General features: G+C 39.4%; 18 protein-coding genes and 1 riboswitch. Of the genes, 3 read left to right on the forward strand and 15 right to left on the reverse strand.

The window, feature by feature from the left end:
* The first annotated feature begins 67 nt into the window (after positions 1 to 67).
* Positions 68 to 343 carry an ATP-binding cassette domain-containing protein gene (locus KOL94_RS14600; RefSeq protein WP_483298079.1) on the forward strand — a complete coding sequence of 92 codons (276 nt, stop codon included), beginning with the start codon at positions 68 to 70 and terminating at the stop codon, positions 341 to 343.
* Positions 344 to 524: 181 nt separating this feature from the next.
* On the opposite strand, the gene KOL94_RS14605 is transcribed toward KOL94_RS14600, so the two are convergent.
* The 4 genes from KOL94_RS14605 to KOL94_RS14620 all read right to left on the reverse strand — a co-directional run bounded on the left by KOL94_RS14605 (position 525) and on the right by KOL94_RS14620 (position 4,550).
* Complete coding sequence (locus tag KOL94_RS14605) at positions 525 to 1,187, reverse strand: methionine ABC transporter permease (RefSeq protein WP_221567736.1); 663 nt, start codon at positions 1,185 to 1,187, stop codon at positions 525 to 527.
* Positions 1,171 to 2,211: a methionine ABC transporter ATP-binding protein gene (locus tag KOL94_RS14610; RefSeq protein ID WP_221567129.1), complete on the reverse strand. Its 1,041-nt coding sequence runs from the start codon at positions 2,209 to 2,211 to the stop codon at positions 1,171 to 1,173. The genes KOL94_RS14605 and KOL94_RS14610 overlap by 17 nt, the downstream gene beginning before the upstream one ends.
* Before the next feature lie 318 nt (positions 2,212 to 2,529).
* Positions 2,530 to 3,366, reverse strand: coding sequence for a MetQ/NlpA family ABC transporter substrate-binding protein (locus KOL94_RS14615; protein WP_221567130.1), 837 nt, complete (start codon positions 3,364 to 3,366; stop codon positions 2,530 to 2,532).
* 74 nt (positions 3,367 to 3,440) lie between these two features.
* Positions 3,441 to 4,550 (reverse strand): iron-containing alcohol dehydrogenase family protein, encoded by a 1,110-nt coding sequence (locus KOL94_RS14620; protein WP_221567131.1) that lies wholly within the window; start codon positions 4,548 to 4,550, stop codon positions 3,441 to 3,443.
* 91 nt (positions 4,551 to 4,641) lie between these two features.
* A riboswitch (SAM riboswitch) is annotated at positions 4,642 to 4,760 on the reverse strand.
* A 220-nt stretch (positions 4,761 to 4,980) separates the two neighbouring features.
* Between KOL94_RS14620 and KOL94_RS14625 the strand changes: the two genes are divergently transcribed.
* A complete protein-coding gene (locus tag KOL94_RS14625) occupies positions 4,981 to 6,123 on the forward strand; it encodes an alpha-hydroxy-acid oxidizing protein (RefSeq protein ID WP_221567132.1) in 1,143 nt (380 codons plus the stop codon).
* A 316-nt stretch (positions 6,124 to 6,439) separates the two neighbouring features.
* Positions 6,440 to 6,994 (forward strand): hypothetical protein, encoded by a 555-nt coding sequence (locus tag KOL94_RS14630; RefSeq protein ID WP_221567133.1) that lies wholly within the window; start codon positions 6,440 to 6,442, stop codon positions 6,992 to 6,994.
* A gap of 510 nt (positions 6,995 to 7,504) precedes the next feature.
* Here KOL94_RS14630 and KOL94_RS14635 read toward each other — a convergent pair.
* The 11 genes from KOL94_RS14635 to KOL94_RS14685 all read right to left on the reverse strand — a co-directional run bounded on the left by KOL94_RS14635 (position 7,505) and on the right by KOL94_RS14685 (position 19,202).
* Positions 7,505 to 8,038 (reverse strand): hypothetical protein, encoded by a 534-nt coding sequence (locus KOL94_RS14635; protein ID WP_221567134.1) that lies wholly within the window; start codon positions 8,036 to 8,038, stop codon positions 7,505 to 7,507.
* A 17-nt stretch (positions 8,039 to 8,055) separates the two neighbouring features.
* A complete protein-coding gene (locus KOL94_RS14640) occupies positions 8,056 to 9,084 on the reverse strand; it encodes a bifunctional lytic transglycosylase/C40 family peptidase (protein ID WP_221567135.1) in 1,029 nt (342 codons plus the stop codon).
* Positions 9,085 to 9,170: 86 nt separating this feature from the next.
* On the reverse strand, positions 9,171 to 11,060 hold the full coding sequence (locus tag KOL94_RS14645; RefSeq protein ID WP_221567136.1) for a CD3337/EF1877 family mobilome membrane protein: 1,890 nt from the start codon (positions 11,058 to 11,060) through the stop codon (positions 9,171 to 9,173).
* An 11-nt stretch (positions 11,061 to 11,071) separates the two neighbouring features.
* Entirely contained in the window at positions 11,072 to 11,500 is a 429-nt protein-coding gene (locus KOL94_RS14650) for a hypothetical protein (RefSeq protein ID WP_221567137.1), read from the reverse strand.
* Positions 11,500 to 13,950: an ATP-binding protein gene (locus KOL94_RS14655; protein ID WP_221567138.1), complete on the reverse strand. Its 2,451-nt coding sequence runs from the start codon at positions 13,948 to 13,950 to the stop codon at positions 11,500 to 11,502. The genes KOL94_RS14650 and KOL94_RS14655 overlap by 1 nt, the downstream gene beginning before the upstream one ends.
* A gap of 12 nt (positions 13,951 to 13,962) precedes the next feature.
* On the reverse strand, positions 13,963 to 14,352 hold the full coding sequence (locus tag KOL94_RS14660; protein WP_260412327.1) for a TcpE family conjugal transfer membrane protein: 390 nt from the start codon (positions 14,350 to 14,352) through the stop codon (positions 13,963 to 13,965).
* Positions 14,349 to 14,579: a hypothetical protein gene (locus KOL94_RS14665; protein ID WP_221567140.1), complete on the reverse strand. Its 231-nt coding sequence runs from the start codon at positions 14,577 to 14,579 to the stop codon at positions 14,349 to 14,351. The genes KOL94_RS14660 and KOL94_RS14665 overlap by 4 nt, the downstream gene beginning before the upstream one ends.
* Before the next feature lie 5 nt (positions 14,580 to 14,584).
* Positions 14,585 to 15,643: a conjugal transfer protein gene (locus KOL94_RS14670; RefSeq protein ID WP_221567141.1), complete on the reverse strand. Its 1,059-nt coding sequence runs from the start codon at positions 15,641 to 15,643 to the stop codon at positions 14,585 to 14,587.
* Entirely contained in the window at positions 15,633 to 17,579 is a 1,947-nt protein-coding gene (locus KOL94_RS14675) for a type IV secretory system conjugative DNA transfer family protein (protein WP_221567142.1), read from the reverse strand. Before KOL94_RS14675 ends, KOL94_RS14670 begins: the two co-directional genes overlap by 11 nt.
* On the reverse strand, positions 17,566 to 18,321 hold the full coding sequence (locus tag KOL94_RS14680) for a hypothetical protein (protein WP_221567143.1): 756 nt from the start codon (positions 18,319 to 18,321) through the stop codon (positions 17,566 to 17,568). The genes KOL94_RS14675 and KOL94_RS14680 overlap by 14 nt, the downstream gene beginning before the upstream one ends.
* 545 nt (positions 18,322 to 18,866) lie before the next feature.
* Positions 18,867 to 19,202 (reverse strand): helix-turn-helix domain-containing protein, encoded by a 336-nt coding sequence (locus KOL94_RS14685; protein ID WP_221567144.1) that lies wholly within the window; start codon positions 19,200 to 19,202, stop codon positions 18,867 to 18,869.
* Positions 19,203 to 19,266: the final 64 nt, after the last annotated feature.

The following is a 19,266-nucleotide window of genomic DNA, read 5'->3' on the forward strand; positions in this document are numbered from 1 at the left end:
AATGAATATACTCCATAACAAAATAATAAAAGAACGAAACATTATGACCAAAAGGAGTATGATGATTTTGATTGTAAATCTCGAAAATGTATCTTTGGTTAAGGATAAAAACTGGATCTTAAAGAACATAATTTGGACGATACATAAAGGGGAAAATTGGGTGCTTTTTGGTTTAAATGGCGCAGGAAAAACTGCACTTCTACTAAATGCCTATTATCCTACGGAGGGGAAAGTGACCGTTGTGGGTAAGGAATTTGGAAAAACACCTTTAGATGAAGAGCTTTCGAACGAAAATTGGACTTGTTTCTTCCTCGGAATTGCAACAAAAATTATGAGAAAGTAGAGCTTTTGCTTCAATTGGTCTTTATCAAACACCAACTGAACGATTAGAAAAAAAGCTGTCTTATTACTAGAGATAATGCGGTGTTTAGAGTTTGCTAATCGAAGATATAAGATATAAATAGGGAAGGCCTATCAGCTCCATTGTTAGGCCTTCCCTTATTAGGCTTGTATCTTATTAATATTTAATCCTTCTTCAACCGGGCTGCCAAGCGGTTTCCGCCTGATTGAAGTCCTTGGACAAGAATGATAAGCAAAATAACGGTAATATACATGACGTCCACTTCATAACGAAGATGTCCATAGCGGTAGGCAAGGTCTCCAAGTCCGCCTCCACCAACTAACCCAGCCATAGCAGATGCTCCAATTAAACCAATGGTAGCAATGGTTAAGCCAAGAATAATGGATGAACGTGATTCTCTTACAAGCACGTGCCAAATAATATGTCTTGTTTTTATTCCCATCGCCTCATAGGCCTCTAAAACTCCACGGTCTACCTCTAATAGAGCAGATTCCATTAATCTCGCAATATATGGAGCTGTAAATACAACCAATGGAACAATTACACCTTTAACCCCGATCGATGTCCCTACAATCATTTTTGTAAAAGGAAGTATGAAGAACAGTAAAATAATAAATGGCACAGAACGTATTATATTGATGACAACGTTTAAAACTTGGTAAACATACTTGTTTGCTAAGGCTTTACCTGGTCGAGTTAGAACAAGCAGGATTCCTAACGGTAAACCAATTACGATTGAAAAGGCTAATGAAATTCCGACCATCTGGAACGTTTGGATGGTAGCTTCCCAAAGATCACTGCCCCAAAGATCAAGAAATTCGTCTATTCTTACTTTCACTAACTCTCACTCCTTCCACATGTACATGTTGTTGTTCTAAGAAGCGTAAGGCTTTTTCAATTTCATTTGCATCACCCTTTAAGTGAATTAAAAGCTGACCAAATGATTCTTCCTTTAAGCGGGTAATACTGCCTGATAATATGTTTGGATAAACATTAAACTTCTTACTTACTAAAGCCAAAGCAGGCTCTCCTGATGATTCTCCAAAGAAAGAAAGGGTAGCTACTTGACCTGTTTTATTTAAGTTCAAAAGGATTTCATCCGGTATTTGATGTGAAAAAAGGCTGTTAATGAATCGCTTCGTTGTTTGATGCTTTGGTGATGTGAAAATTTCTCTTGTTGTTCCATCCTCAATAACCTCTCCATTTTCCATGACGGCTACCCGGTCACAAATTCGTTGAATGACATTCATTTCATGGGTAATGAGCAGGATGGTAATTCCAAACTCTTTGTTGATTTTTAACAATAGATCCAAAATGGCTTCTGTCGTATCAGGATCCAGTGCACTTGTAGCTTCATCACTAAGAAGGACTTCCGGTTCATGTGCTAATGCACGTGCAATTGCTACTCTCTGCTTCTGTCCTCCTGAAAGCTCAGAAGGATAAGCGTGATGCTTCTCTTCAAGGCCTACAATGCTTAAGTACTTTGTAACACGTTTCTCTACTTCATCTTTGCTTAACCCGGTAAGCTTTAGTGGAAGTGCTATATTTTCGAATACAGTCGCTGTTTTTAGTAGATTAAACCCCTGAAAAATCATCCCGATTTTTCCTCGAGATTCACGGAGTTTTCCAGTTGATAGCTTTGTCAAATCTACATTATTTACTTTTACAGACCCTGTATCAGGCTTTTCTAAAAGGTTCACACAGCGGATAAGAGTACTTTTTCCTGCGCCGCTGTATCCAATCACACCATAGATTTCACCTTTTTTTACAGAAATAGAAACATTTTTTAATGCATGAATTGAACCTTTTTTAGCTGTAAAAGTTTTTGAGATTCCAACTAGTTCAATCATTTGTAAAACCCCCTTCTAAGCTCGTGTAATCAAAATAAATAGGTTCTAGTTTAATAAGTAAAATCTTTTTTGAAAGTTAAACTTGCCGGTTTTTTTCTGCTCCAGGCACTCACTTTCTGCTGGCAGCCCGGTCCTCCTCGGCGCATGACGCGCCTGTGAGGTCTCCCTTAACCTGCTTTTCCCGTACGTAGGAGTCTCGTGCTTTCCACTCCAATCAACATAGTGAGCAATATTAACAATGAGCTTTAACATTAAAAGTACATAAGATAGGCTTAATCCAGTCCATATGTTGCTAAACGGGCGCTTCCGGTTTTTCTATTACCAAGATGGAATTACTGATCCTTCGAATTCTTCTTCAATGAATTTTGCGATTTCTTCACTTCGGTAAATGTCTGCTAACTTTGTTAAAATTTCATCGTTCTTGTTTTCCGTTCTTACAGCGGCATGGTTTACATATGGAGAATCTTTAGGCTCGATAAAAATGGCATCTTTTGATGGTGTAAATCCAGCTTCAATAGCAAAGTTCGTATTAATCGCTGCTGCATCAAGCTCGTCCAGCTGACGTGCAATTTGGGCAGAATCAAGTTCAATAAACTCATAATTATTTTTGTTTTCAACAATATCCTTTACGGTTGAGTTAATACCAGTGTCTGGATTCAACTTAATTAACCCGGCTTTTTCAAATAGAAGCAATGCGCGCCCGCTGTTTGTCGGATCACTAGGTAAACCAATTTTTGCGCCTTCTTTTAGATCAGCAATATCTTTTACTTTTAATGAATACATGCCCATTGGGAATGTTACAGTATCAAATGATTTCACAAGGTCTAATTTTCGGTCCTCTTTAAATGCATTAAAGTATGGCTCTGTTTGGAAAATGTTAAGATCAAGTTCTTTTTCGGCTAAAGCGACATTTGGCATTACATAATCTGTAAATACTTTAATTTCAATGTCTAAATCTTCTTTTTTAGCAAGCTCTTTAACCTTTTCAAGAATTTGTTCATGAGGTCCTGCGGTTACCCCTACAACCAGTTTTTCATCACTATATAAGCCTTCTGCTTTTTCCTCTTTTGAACCGCTTGTTTCACTACTTCCACCGCAAGCTGCGAGAGCTGAAGTCACTAAAACAAATAAACTAGCTAACAACCACTTTTTCATGTTTATTCCCCTTTTCGTAGTAAATTCATATTTTTAGTCGGATTTAAATTTATACCGTTATTAATATGCAAGATTTAGTTCACTTTAGAATACGTAAGATTTTCAACTTTTTTGATGGCGGCCAACAGACCTTCTTCTGTAATTTGTACATCCATAAAATGTATGGATTCTTGTGGAAGTGTTGCTTTTTTAATAATTTTCCCTAGAAGAGCTTGATTCTCGGGATTAATGGATAAATCTTTCAAACTAATCGGAAGACCCCACTTATGGTAATAGCTTAACAGTTTGGTTAGCTCCTGCTCTTTATTTTCTAAATCTAATTGGATCAGTATTCCATATGCAACAAGCTCCCCGTGTAAGAAGGACTTCACTTCCTTTGCTTCCGTAAGGCCATTATGAACAGAATGGGCACCAGCTACTCTTCCGGCTTTTCCACCAAAGCCTCCAACCATGCCACCTGTCATGATAATGGTTTCAATCACCCTAACCAGTTCTTCAGAAACCCTTCCTTCAGAGGCAGACTGGATTGCCCCTTCTGCATCCTTTAACAGAACATCTCTGCATATGGTTGCAGTGAATCGTGAAACCTGAAGCCAAACAGGAAGTGCATCATTTTTGTAAAATGAAGAAATTAATGCTTCAGCTTCATAAAATTTCGCCAAAGTATCGCCTATTCCCGCTCTTAAGTACTGTACTGGAGCCTTTGCAATTATGGCGGGCTCAAGAAGTACAAGGGTATTGGCTAAAGGGAATTCTGTATAATGTGTGAAAACCCCATTTTCGTCATAGAACACACTTAGTGGAGTCCATGCGGCACATGTAGATGCAACCGTAGGAATTAAGATCGATTTGATACCTGCTTTAACAGCGGATGCTTTAGCAATGTCTAATGCCGTTCCTCCTCCAATTCCGATGACAGCATCAGCAGAATCTGCTAATAGCTGTTCTGAAATATGTTCAGCCTTTTGTAAAGTACAATGTCCTTCTACAAAAGTAATGTTTGAATCGGCCAATTTTTTGATTTTTTCGGGCAAATAAGCGTGAACAGCATTCCATGCCTTTTTCCCGCTTATAATACGAATTTTTCGAATCTTGAGTTCAAATAATAGAAATTCTATCTCTTTAAGGACCCCATCACCGATTCGATAATGACCCGGTGCTCCTTTTACAACGGATATTGACATCATATCCCCTCCTTTCCGTCTTGAAAATCTTTAGAAAATAAAAATGCCTCTCAAAAAGAGAGGCATAAATATACATAAAAAGTAAGTACCTCTCTCATTTTTCAAAATACACCGGGTATTTTGCAGGATTTAGCACCTGTTCATGACATAGTCACCATGAATGGTTGCCGGGCTTCACAGGGCCAGTCCCTCAGCCACTCTCAATAAGAGAATTTTTATTAAATTTTAATATATTGATAATAAACCTGTTTAAAAGGGAAGTCAATCTATTTTATCAAAGAATGGAATATGGATTTCGTGATTGACTTTAGTGGAGTACTGCTATAAATTTTAGCAAGAAAATGATTAAATATTTAGAATTTGCTAATTTCATATTGTATTATTTTAATATAATACAAACAATTTGGGGTAAGGGGAGAAATGATGAAAAATGAGTACATCTACAAGTAAGGATGCTTTATTACAGAATATTAGTTCGGTTGAATCCTTTCCAATTTCCTACAAGGATTTAGAACAAGAGGCAAGAAAAAAGATGTCGGTCGGTGGATTTGGTTATGTTCACTCAGGTGCAGGCGATGAAGAAACATTAAGAAAAAATACAACTTCTTTCGCAAAGCTTTCTATTGTTCCAAGGGTTTTAAGTGATGTTTCCAATTTAGATACGTCCGTTCAATTGTTTGGTCAGAAGTATTCTTATCCAATCTTTCTTGCTCCAGTCGGAATGCTAAAGCTTGCACATGATCAAGCAGACATTGCTGCAGCCAAGGCAGCAGCCAGACACCAAGTTCCTTTTGTACAAAGTACGGTGTCCAGCTATTCGATCGAGGACGTAGCAGCGGCAACCGGCGCTAGTCCAAAATGGTTTCAGCTTTATTGGTCAAACAATGAAGAGGTTTCTTTCAATATGGTAAAAAGAGCAGAGCAAGCTGGCTATGAAGCGATTGTACTAACTGTCGATACGGTTATGATGGGCTGGCGTGAAAAAGATTTACGTAATCGCTTTTCTCCACTAAAGCTTGGTCATGGAAAAGCAAATTATGAAACAGATCCGGTCTTCCTTAGCTTTCTTGAAAATCAGGACTCTGAATCGATTATTCAGGGGATATTGGAAAATATCCATCATCCAACCCTTAGCTGGAAACATGTTTCTGCCTTAAAAGAAAAGACTTCTTTGCCTATTTTATTAAAAGGGATTCTTCATCCTGAAGATGCACGGCTTGCTGTGGAAAACGGAATAGATGGAATTATTGTTTCTAATCACGGTGGAAGACAACTGGATGGAGTTATTTCAGCTATTGATGCTCTCCCGCTTATTGTCGGGGAAGTAAAGGGGAAGATCCCTGTCCTTTTAGATAGCGGAATTCGCCGTGGATCGCATGTTGTAAAGGCGCTGGCTTTAGGAGCGAATGCAGTGTTTATTGGAAGACCCTTTGTTTACGGATTGGCTGTAGATGGACAATCGGGTGTGGAAAGGGTATTAGAGAACATCATTGAAGAAACAAAGGTTTCCATATCCTTGGCAGGTGTTTCAAATGTAAAAGAACTTTCATCATTAAAAACGATTTGTGTGTAGAACAAAAATTTCTATAAAATATTTATAAATGTACCTTTTGGCTTAGAAAAAGTACAAGAAAATATGATTTAATGTTTATTTCAAAGTCTGGTTATAACTTAACATGGAAAAAACATTCGTTTCTAAAGACGATTTTTCGATTATTTCTAGTACAATAGAATTTGTAAGGTCTACCCTAGAGTAATGCTGTTGATGATCACACACTCCTGGTTTGACAAAACGTTTTAAGAATTACTGGTGTTCCTTTTGATGGATCATCTTTCTATTGTTCTTAACAAGAATACTTTTTTCGATTGAAATAGTAAGGATGTTGACCATGGTACCTGTTAAAATACCTACTTTTTTACATGAATTGTTCGGTAAGAGAATTTCTTTAGTAGAGTTGTGGTTAACGCTTTTATTTTGCACAGGAATGACAGTTTTACTTTTAACACTTACCTACTCTGAGTGGCAAGATCTAGCCATTTGGAAAATTGTTTTATTTACCTTACTAATAGTAGATATTACAGGAGGCGTTATTGCTAATTTATCATTTTCAACCAATCTATACTATAGAGAGAACGCCAGGAGACGTTTAATTTTTATATCCATTCATGTTCAGCCTATTATTTTGGCCTGGTTATTCGGTGATTACTACGGTGTCAGTATCTTGGTATGGGTATTTACGGTTATATCAGCTCTGATCGTGAATGCGTTGACCACTAATAATGCCCAACGTACAATCGCCATATTTTTAGCGGTTTCAGGGGTGAGTATGCTGCTGCTCTTATCTAAAGCGGTCCCTATAGTTTTACTCGCTGTGTTGTCATTATTTATGTTTAAAGTCATTTTTAGTTTTGCTGTAGACCATTATGCTGTTAGAGAAGAATAATTTAATTCATCTATCAATTGCTACCTATTCCTTGTATTCCTTTTTCCAACTATCACATAGATTACAAAGATGAGATGTTTTATTACTATCATATCCATCCATAGTTCCCAATCTTTAAGATAAAATTGACAGATCCTCTTCAAACTAGAAGTTTTACTTAGATATAGAAAAAAGCCTAATTTTCTTACTTAAACCATTGAGGAGAGGAAATTAGGCTAATTGCTTTTTATAATTGTGCCCAGTTTTTTGGAAATCGACAAAAATATTAGCAGTTCAGATCAAATTAAACGATGGAATAAGAATCAGACGCTTTTTATGGTTTGTAAATTGAATTATTTTCATATATTTTTATTTAACTTTTAAACCCGACCCCACTAAACCCTTTGAAAATGTGGATGCTTTGGACGGCGTAACACATTTCATTAAATATATTGTTTGAAGGACGACATATCCACCATTCGGGATCATCGGTTATCTTGTACTTTTCGTCATGTCTCTCCTCTAATGTAATTATTCTCGTCCTGTTAATTGCCCGATAAACTCGACATCATTGATCTTCCAACCTTGCTCTTTCACATAAATTAAAGAGGTTTTAACAATGACTGTTTCCGTGTTGGTGACATCATTAAATTCTGTACTAAGCTTAAATTCATTGAAGAATTCAGCTTCTGTCTTTGATTCTTGATATTCAAACGATTTTAAGCCGACCATAGATGACTTTACGGATTGTTCCGAATTTGGAGGTTTTGTTCCCGAAGGGTGGGTTGCATTGAATCCCTGATCGGTCATCAAAGGCTGAATATTCTCATATCGTTCGGCAATTGTTTGGTAGGTGAAAAAGTGTTCCAGGAATTCCTGATTGACCTTTAATGCGTCAGTGTTTTGGATCGATGTTAGGGATTTGATCTCTTTTTCATAATGATCCTGGTTCGCCCTTACTTCTTGCAACTGTATACGTAGACTGGTGACATACAGGATGGCGATAATCACAGTAATAAAACTTATCATGAGGAAAAGATAACGTTTCTTTTGATCGGTTTCCATACTTTTTTCACCTCCGATTACGGAATACGCCTAAAACCTAAAAAGGGATATAATCCTTTCCACTCTTCAACAGAAGAATAGGTGACCCCATTGCTACTATTGGCATTAATAAACTTCCCTTCATCAACATACATCCCGACATGGGGAGCACCGGATTTATAGGTGGAGAAAAAGACAAGATCGCCTGCTTTTACCTGATCTTCTGGAACAGCTATCGTTTTATCGTATTGTGATTGGGCCGTCCCAGAAAGGTCAACACCGACCTGTGCAAACGCATATTCGAGTAATCCGGAACAATCAAAGCCTCCTGCTGCGGGTGTTCGTCCTCCCCATACATAGGGTTGGCCAAGAAACTGTTTCATGGTCGAATGCACTTCTTCTACATCAAACGATTGCGTGCCATCTCCCTTAACCATGACGCTTCCATTTTCAGGATTGTAATAACGGAGCACGTGCTCGACATAGTTTACGTCGCCATATCGGTTCCACCCTATCTTTGCAGCCATCATCTTACTAAACTCAATGGTTACGTCTTTGGAATAACCACCACGTTCTAATGCATACGCGATGAAACCATTCCCGAGGTTATAGCCCTGCAAGGCAAGAGGAATATCCCCTTTCGCTTGTTTCATCATTTCTGCAAAATACTTCACTCCGATCTGAATGGAATATTCAGGATCTGTAATGGTTCCAGGAGGAAGCCCCACGGATTCCGAAGCTTGCATCACATCTAACTGTCTTCCTCCTGTTTCTTGTTGGATAAGAGCCATGATCAGCCCTACATAATCACTAATCCCGTATTCTTTCGCATATTTCCGCACAAGAGCCTCATACCGCATCACTTTTGCAGATACCTGGGCGGTTCCGTCGGCTCCTTCACGAGACATGCCAGAGTCAAACTGATTCACCCCACCAAGACTAATCGAAATGAATAATGCGATCCCGAAAAGAGAGGTAAGAAGAAGGAGCCCTGCAAGTATCCAGGTTAAGGGATTCTTCGCAAATGTACCTGTATCCTTTATACCTTTCTTCAGATCACCTTGCATATGCGCTCCTTTCTAAAAAGCAATTCAAACGAATGAAACCTGTCATGGATTAAGATGTGATTTATCATCAAACAGCTCTTTACCCATCATTTTCGTCGTTTCGGATCCCAGGACTTTGGTTTCCGGCTTTCTGATCTCTTGATTGTTTCAGTGGATTGTTTGGCTTTTTTTCTATTGGTCTGTTGTTGTGCTTCCCATTTCGTAAGGTTTTTAGAGGGTTCTCTTGAAGATGCTACCTCATTTTTACTATCCATACTCCCTGAAGATTTTCGTTGAGAAGGTCGACTTGTTTCAATTGTTTTTTGACTGGAAGGCTTGTTTTTTCTAGGATTATCCGTCGAACGTTTGGAAGGATGGTTAGCATTTGCTCTTTCACCCTTGCGGTGTTTATACTCCTCCAAATGGACAATAGCCGTTCCTGGATTTCGAGAAGAGGAAGGTGTGAAGGTCCCTTTAGACAATGCTGTTAAGTGGCTTCCCGTTTTTTGATTCGTTTCGCCGACCGCTTTACGATGTTCAGAACAACCTCTGCTATTAACGGCATCATTTGTAGGGGCTTTTCGTCCTTCCAAAAGCTCGTCATGACGGGTTTTTCTTTGGTGGTTCCGGTAACCTTGGCTAATCATTCTCTTTGCACCCTTGAATCCGTTCTCACCAGCATCCCCCAATTTGTGGAATGTGCTTGTTGTGGTTCTTTCGACCATTTGTTGACCTTGAACCATCCCTGCAGACGCTACTTCAAAGATTTCGGTACGATATTTAAATAATCCCCACATGGTGATACAGATCAAAAAGACGACAAACCCATAACCTTCTACGCCATTCGTGACTTTGACTGACTCATAAAGCAAGGTGATGATCCCTGTAATCACAGCGATTAAAAGCACTAACCCTGCTTTCATTAACAGCACTCCAACGAGCTTCTTTCCGTGATTCACGGCGCTTTCACTGTAAGCCGGGAGAATCGATAAAATAAGTGGAATAGCCGTGAAGATCACCAGGGCCAGGAACCATACTTGAAGCAAAAACTTAAAGGTGCCTAAAAGCAAAACCGGTATCGCAAGGGCAATCGTTGAAAGGATCGTGATAATTAAATAGCCAAAGCGTTCTCCACTAAAATCCGGAGTCATTTGTTTATTGTCATAATTAGATACTTCATCCTTCACAATTCTTTTTCTTTCTTCTTTACCTTCTTCAGAATACGGTTTGATTTCCAGGAGTTTATCAACTCGGTTTGGATCCTCGCCTACAACCTCAGATTCTTTCGTTGAGCCATAATTCAGTAGTAAATACGGACGTTTGACCATGAGGTTAAACAATTGATTATCGAGTACCGCAATACCCTCTTTCGGCTTATACGCCGCGTTGCTGGAAAATTCATCAGAACTGACAAGAACGTTTACAGAACTCGCAATCCCTTCGAGCTCTGCTCCTCTGTCATTGAGCCATTTAATGTTGCCTGTCGTATCCGAATAGAACCAGAAAGTCACCACCATGATGGCAAGAGCACCTATAATGGCTTTTACCACATGACCGACTTGTTGATTGACAAAATACCGCCATGCTGCTGTCCCGCCTACAAAAATGACAAACAATGATAAGAAGGTTCCCGACATGATTTCATAAATCCGTTCACTCATAATACTTGCTTCACTTACGATGGTACTGATTAAATCAAAAGACATGAGTTGATTCGTTGAATAGAGGGTAAAGCTCGCAATCGTTTTATTGAACCCCCACATGCCTTGATTGATGGCATGTAGCGCTTGATCTCCAGCGTCTTTCAGCCCACCCCCGATATCAGCCTCCATCTGATAATGATCAAAGGGGTATTCTTTGCTTTCCAGGATCACACGGCCGACGGTTTCCTCTTTTTTCTTGACAGTCGGGGAAGGATCATCAGCAAGGGATACCGTAGGAAACACGAGGAACAAAACGATGAAACAAAAGCCAAGACTACGTTTCAGGAATTTCATCCAATTCCTCCTTATTCGCAGTGGATACAAGCTTCCTGTTCAAATTTTTGTTTGATTTCTTCGCGGTTAATATCCAAGCTTTTACTTGTATCAACCTTCCATTCATCAGCTTTTTTTCTAAAAACAATGTTGTCTTCTACGGCATTATCACCATTTGGATTATCGAAATCAGCAAAGACATAATATTGTTCTGATTCTTCGCTATAATAAATTTCAAAACGAATATCATCGTATTGTAAGCCTGAATCTTTTTTCTTTGCAGTCTTATGAATTTCAAATGAACCCTTTTCATATATTAACTCTTGTTCTTTATCATAATTTCGATCAAAATTGGCCTTTTCCCACTCATAGGCCAATTTCGCAATTTCTTCAGGAGAAGGACCCTGATTGCATCCTGCTAGTAGGACAAGTAGTGTAGATAATAAGATTGATAGTTTCATCAAATGAACGCCTCCTCGGTTTCAGCTCTTCCTCGATCGTTTTCTTTGGTGTTGAAGGCGCTAATCCATTCGTCAAACAAGACGTCCGTTTGTATTTTGGCGGTTCGTCCGTACATGTCCTCCACAATACACTGTCCTTCTGTCAGGTTTTTCAATAGATTCCGATTAGCTTTGTTATCCTCCATGCCAAGAAACTCAATGATATTGCCTGCTTCTTCAGTGGTCTTCGCTTTGAACGCAAATTTTGTCCCGATGTTTTCTTTGATTTGTGGTTTGTTATATTCATAAGTGGATTGTGTAATGAGATAAACTGCTGATCGTAAGGAACGGCCAGTACGCAACAATTCGTTGATAAGTTTGTCACCCGCCCCTGTATTCATCAGCATCCATGCCTCTTCAAAGATGGTCATCTTCACGACGGAATCATCTCGAGCGAACTTTGTTGCGAATTTGGCAAGTGGCTGCATGAGTGCAACCGCAATGTGTTCGTCCCTTGTCGTTGCCTTTTCACCTTCATCAGGCAGGTTCAAGTTTTGGATCTGTAAGATGTTGACCTGTTCATTCAGGCTGATTCCTTCCACGTCCCCGTTCGAAAACATCAGTTTCGCAACGCCGTTCGTTCCGATCTCATAAAGCAGGTCTCCTACATTTTGAACATCTCGATCTTCTGAGGTTTGCAGGTAACGGACGACGTTTAAAAGCCCTGGCCTTTGCTCATGTTGCATCACATGGCGCACACCCTTGTAAATGGCCGTTTTCACATTCCGTTCATTGGATTGTAGCTCGGAAAGGTATTCTAGTACCCCGACCGCTGCATCCTGAGCCTCTTCGCCGTCAAGGAAGGTAAGCGGATCAAGCTTTCCGGCATCCTTCTTCTCACCCGATAATGTTATGTAGTGGAAGCTTTCGATCAGATCTTTAAAAAAGGGTGCAGTCACTTCTAGTTCAGGGGTCAATGCCTGTTTGAACTTCTTTTCAACTTCATCTTTGGGGTCCGTCATAAGGACTTTCGCACCGAAAAAGACGGCATTTAGTAAGATATCTTTTAAAAGGAACGACTTCCCCATTCCAGTTGGGCCCGAAATGGTGACATGCGGGGATGAATACTTGGAACCCTTCAAACCTAAGTGAGCAAGAAAGGGGTGATAGAAGACAAGAGATTGTGAACCCTCTACACTTTCTCCTTCATGCGAAATGTTTTTCCCGAGATAAAAACCTACCGTATTGCCCACTTTCCGTGTCAGGGAAAAGAGGGATTCCGCAAAGGATTCAGGCGTTAGGATCTGTTCCCAATCATCCGCTACTATGTTGGCTCCTGGTAAGGATTGATGAAAGAGAAGGAGTTGATCGGCTAACGGCTGCACAAGCTCAATTTGCTGGTCTCTAAAATCCATTTTCAGCCTTCTGGCCCGTTTTCGTACTTCTTCTCTTGTCTTACCATAGACAACAAAATGAATGTGCGTTCTGAGCAAAGGTTTTCCTTGATTCTTGATTTGATTTTCTAGGTCATGCAACAGCTCACGTCCTGTATTGATTAAGCTGTCGTCGTCTTCGTTCGCTTCGATCAATTGTGCATCCTGATCGCGGAAGCGTTTTTTAATCGTATTGGTTTGATTTTCATCTTCTTTTTTCCTCTTGTATACCGTACGCATATTGACCTCGACTGTAAATGGATATAATTGGAAAAAGTAAGCCCATTCTTTATAACTGAGATCGATCGGAAAATCAGAGACAGGGAGAAAAGCACACCATGACTCCTGATCCAACTGTTTGATATGTAAATAGCCTGCTTTCCCTGGGTCGAGAATCCCTTCCGTAAGGGGGTAAAGGCTCCCTTCTCCGTCTGGTTGTGCCTGACCTCTGACAAACTGATGACGGATGATGTAACGTAATTCGTTTTCCTTCACCCGATAAGCCCCTAGATAATTCAAAAGGGTTATAAAGGCCTCTTCCTCAGATTCTTTGAACAGACTGACCGTTACATCATCAACCTCATGTCCTTTAAAACCCGCGAGCTTTTGTAAATAACGGTTCATACTCTTGAATGATGAAGAAACGGTATGGATCAGGCTCTCATCCAACTCTCGCCGTTTCAATTTAACGCCGATGAAAAACTTATAGTCCACGACGTTTTCGGCTTCCTCACGTAATATCACTTTGGCTCGTTCTGTATAATAGTGTCCAGTTTCGGCATACTTACCTTCATACTGCTCCTGCAAGCGATCCATTCGTTGATCAATATCAACGGGAATTGGAACAATTTTATAGTCAATTTCTTCGAAGGTGGCCAGTTGCCAGGCAAGCCTTTGGAGGCGGTTGACGAGGTTGTTTTCAGCTTCCTGTTCGTTGATTCCTACTGTATTTTCTTGTAGCCGGTAATACGCCCAGGCTTCCGTGTCATGGGTATAGATGACGTTCTCTTGATAAGATTGAATCGGAAACTGTAACATGGATCCACCACCTTATTCAATTCGCTCGTAAGACTGTGTTTTCTTCATTTGGGGTTGGTAAACAGGCTTATGGCTGCTGTAACTGAATCGCCGATTGTACAAATAGCGGAAATACCCGATAAAGAAACGATCCAGCCGTTTGCCATCCAATCGACTTCGACAGATCGCTCCTGCAATGATCCAAGGAAACACCGCATAAAAGGCTACTTGTAAAGTAGTTGGCAGCACCTCATTGATGGTTTCTCTGAAGGGAAATAACAAACCGAATAGAAACACTGCCAGGATGATTTGTCTTATTTCAATACCCTTAGAAAAGACAAGGGATTTATCCCCTTTTCCAAACTTCCAGATCTTCAAGGGGTATTTGAAGAATTTTCGGTAGTTATAGGCACCTGACCTCAATTTAAACCACCGCTTTTAACCTGATTCCAAATCGCATTGGCCAGGCTTTCAAATTCTCCAGGATTCGTTACAATCACATAACACACGACCGCAAAAATAAAGCTGGAAAAGAACATGCTCCAGCGCTGTGATATAAACGCTCGTACGATCATAACGATCATAATGATGAACAAGACCGCAGCAACCTGAGAAGAGATATACTCCGTAAGACCTGTAATATCGGGCATTTCCATCAACCTCCTATAGTATGTTTGAGTTTTTGAACATAAAATTTATTGTTTTCCTTGCTAACGATAAGCGTAAACGGAAGTTTCATGACCACTCCGCTTTGATCCTCTTTAAGATGAACGAGGGTTTTCACCTTATATTGACCCTTCTTTTTACCTTCATAAACAATAAAATCTTCAACACCCTTATACGAGTATGTATCTTTCAAACTCTCCGGATTTTCCATCAAATAGGCCATTTCATCAACCGTATTCTCGGTATAAGATGTAAAAAACTGAGTCACAAACTGTTTCATTTCCTGTTCCATTTGTGTGTTTTTCTTTGATGGATCCGTTTTATCCTCAATTGCCGTAAGACGGGTATCACCTGGGACCGCCTGGAAGTAAGGCTGCTCAACCACATTGAATGACTGGCCATCTGTACCGATGGGAACAACAATCATCACTTCTATCGTCTCGATCGGATTCTCTTTATCAGCTATCTTTTCAGTTTCCGTTTTCTCTTTACTGTCTTTTCCGTTTACCTCTTCCTTTTTATTTTGCTCAACACCATTGCTCAATTGGTATCGGATACGGTAGACATATTTGGCGGAATCCTCCTGAACATCTTTTACGTCATAAAGATGGATGTCCTTTAATGCACGATCCCCTTTGAATTCTGAAAGATTCTCTATTTCCCCGAGAGTTAAACCTTCTGCTAAATAGTGTTGTAAAGTATTGTTTCGTTTTTCTCGTTGTTCGGGGTCTATCGGAATATTAATGTAGGTCATGAGGAAGTTTTTTGAGAACGTTTCTCCTGCTGGGGAATTCGTAAAACCCACTTCATTGAGACTATCGATTTTGGATTGCGTTTCATCTTGATACGCATTAACACGCTCATTCAGAAAGCTAGTTCGATAATAGGATAGAAAAGAACAGAAAATCACGGTAATTAAAACGACCCAAAATCCAAATGTGAATACAGTCCTGGCGTTAAATCGTGAGGAAACCACGCGCCGTTCACCTTTAAAGATTTTCTTCCATACCTGTCCGGTATTTTCCCTGAAGCTATTTTTAATTTCCATTCACTCCCTTCAGATTGAGCGAGTTCCGTACATAAACTCTTCTAAAATACGTCTCTCCTATGTTCTCTTCTTTCATTTTTCGGCTAATAAAAATTTCACCTATCTGTAAGTTCTTAATCTCGGTTGGATGGGCTCGGTATCGATCGACTTGCCGAACCGTTCCTCTATCCTTTTCGATACGACGGTAGTTATTTTGCTTTTCAACCTGTTGTGTGATTTCATTATCGGAATAGGTTCCGAACAGGTCGGCGATCCGTTCTGCGTCTTTTGAGGCGTTCACACGACCTGCAGCAAGGGTGTTACAATTTGTTAAAATACGATCTGTAAGTGTAGGATCCACCGCATCGATATCAGCTAATGATTGTGTGGAAATAATGCATTCGAAGCCTGCCGATCGTGCCTTGTTAACAATATCAACAATCTCCGCATTCCCATACGCTGAGAATTCATCGTAGACGGTAAATATCGGTTTTTTCCCAACCGCCTGCCGATAACCGACTAAACTGTTGACATCCATGACCACCATCCGGCCAAGTTTTTGAATATAGTCGCGGTAACGGCTTCCAGAGATACTGAAAATGACGACATCGTTTTGATCCGTTATTTTTTTGAGGTCGATCCCCTTATCGGATTCTATAAAAAGATGACCAAGATCTGATTCGATGAGTTCGCCTAACTGATTCCGTAAACCACTTAAACATCGTTGTGAATCCTTGTCTGAAAAATCCATATCAAACGTTTCTTTCATCTTCTTCAATTCTTCTCGTAATGCCTTGATTGTACGTTTTTGAATCCTGACCTCCTCTCCTCCAATAGCAGATGTTGATTGTTCTTCGTCCGGTTCAAAAAAATCCGAGATTAAATCTTCATGCCGATTTGTTTTTTCTGTCCGTTTGGACTCAATCAAAATTTCTTCTTCAATTTCCTGCTCTTCATATTGCTCCCTGAAGAGATCGTTAACAAGGGCAATGGACGTCAAATCATATATGGTTTGCAGATCTCGGGGAAGTTTAACCTCATCAATGAGCTTCACAACCAACTGTAAATATCGGGAACTGAAGGTCTTATAAAAGGGCTCACTCCACTCAAAAAGATTTAACAATTTATCACGAACCTCAGTAGGTGTACCATGTTTTACCGGATTGTAGGTTAGAGAATCACTTTCTGTAAAAAGAAAGACATTACGCCCATAAGCTTCTGCAAGCGCCTTGAATGCAAGCATCGATGTTATCTCACCTTTACCATCTAGAAAAATAACAGGTTTCCCGTTACGCAAAGCGACTTCCATCAGCGAAGCGATAAGCGTCGTTTTTCCAGTACCGGTTCCGCCAAGGGCAAGCATATGGTAATTCAATTCGTAAGGATCCAGGGTGACTCGCTCTTTAAAATCGGTATAACCAATAAACGATTCCTTGGAGTGGCTTGATCGGTATTTTTTCTGTTCTTTTGTAAGAAACTTTAATCGATTTTTTCGAAATGACACATATGGATACAATGTTTTTTGTTTTTGATGCTCGTCGTATTTCGATACGATAGGTTTCTTCCAGTGGTACTTTGCAAACAAGAAATAGACGAAGGAGAAAACGAACGATATCCCTATAACATTGAAATAAGTATCCGGGGTTACATGAATCAGGTTTCCTTGATTGAAAACCTTCTCTACTCCTGCTGAAAGATAAGGAATGTTCATTTTAGAAATAATGCCGAAATAATCAAACAATGCACCCTTATAAAATTGAATCATCAGTACGACCAGCCCTAAACCAGCTGCCAAGTAAACAAGCCAACCTCGCTTGAAATAGGATAAGAAAGCAAAAATTATCATTCCGAAAAGTGCAGGAACCATAAAACTCATGATCACGACAGCGGAAACGGCATATAACATAACATCCCCAATGAGTTGATCCATTTCACTTTGCCGTTCAGTTTTTTCCACGTGACTTCACCTCTTCCCATCGATCATTTAAGATCTCTTCCGGGATGTCCCTGACCACTACTTTGGAATCATTGACCAGTTTCCTTTTTGCTTTATTGACTGCATTTTTAATTTGAACAAGATTGGTGAAGTATCGTATTTGGTCAAACTGTCCATTTAACAATAGATCATCAAAAAGTTTAAATTTTTCATCATACCTCTTGCGATCTTTCTTGTTCAATTCCAGCTCAACCCAAACACGTATGGGTGTTCCATCTCTTTTTTTAATGACAAAGATAGCGTCAGGGATACGATCTCGTATCTGGTTATATTCCTGCAGTCTATTCTGTTGACTGCCTTGTCCGAGAGCTTTGAATCGTATTTCTCGTTCGGTTTGATACTGGAATTCGATCCCTTCTTTCTCAAATAGAAATTCATGATAAAGTAGGAGATCATTCATCAATAAGGCATGTTGAATGGTATATATTGTTGCTTTCGATGGAACCGTAACGTCGGCATTTGTCACATCACGAGCTTCGCGTGAACCATAATAGACGCCGACTTTAGGTGCAATACGTTCATATTTCACAAATCCTTTGGCCATCAACTTCCGAACCCGGCTATATACCCGGGTCAATGTAGGCTCCTCAAACTTCACACGGATTTGTTTTGCTGTGACAATGCCATTTCGTAGGATAAATGTTAAATAATCCAGGTCTTTTTGTTTTAATGAAGTGTATTTCAGCACCATACGGAGTTCCACCTTTTCCTCCTGATTGTTTAGACACTTGATACAGCGAACTCATAGATTCGGATATACATGATTCAAATGGTATTAATCTTAAATGCTAGGTAAAAATACCACCTCACAAAAAATTAAACCAAAATAGCGACCGATAAAGACATCGTTTTTTCGCTATGTTGAGACAATTCAATTGTTGATTAGTCTACTTTGAGAACAATTGTTTGACAAGAAGTAAAATGGAAAACCATACCTAGTTCCCACGAAAAAAATCGGAGCAGGTGAAGAAAGTTTGTTGATTTTGAAAGAAAATCCTAGTGAATTTTGGTTTTTCTGGTCTTTATAAGCTATAAAAAAATGTCGATAAATTAGATCGAAAGTGTCATTAAAGGAGGGTGTGGTGTTGGAAAATATTTTGAAGAATTGGCTTTGCTTGGGAAAGATATTCAGGTTTTAAAAAATCCTAATCGATTTCATAATAAAAAAAGTGCAGAAAAATACAAGGTTTCTCTACACTCTAATAGGCAACGTATTTATATCGTTTCTTATATTTATCAATCCCTTATTTATTTGTCAGGATTTTTCCCATCTTTTTCTTTGATCTTTCGGAAAATTTCTAACTGAAGTTTAAGGTAATTCTTTTCTTCTTCGGTAAGATTTTCATTATCTTGACATGTGTATCTTTCGCTTTCTTTATAATTTGGGGTAGGATTATCTGTTCGACCTAGTAAATAATCGGTAGTAACACCAAAAATATCTGCTATCCTTCCCAGTAATTCTGAATCTGGTTCTACTCTATTATTTTCATAGTGAGAATATCGAGCTCTTGAGATTCCTAATTTAACAGCAATTTCTTCCTGCGTCTTTTTTCCTCGAAGTTTTTTCAATCGTGAACCCATCATATGGTTCATTCCTTTCAGGTAAGCACTATAAATCGAATGATTTAGATATTGTACATTCTATATT

Source organism: Alkalihalobacillus sp. TS-13, from assembly GCF_019720915.1.
Lineage (GTDB): Bacteria > Bacillota > Bacilli > Bacillales > Fictibacillaceae > Pseudalkalibacillus.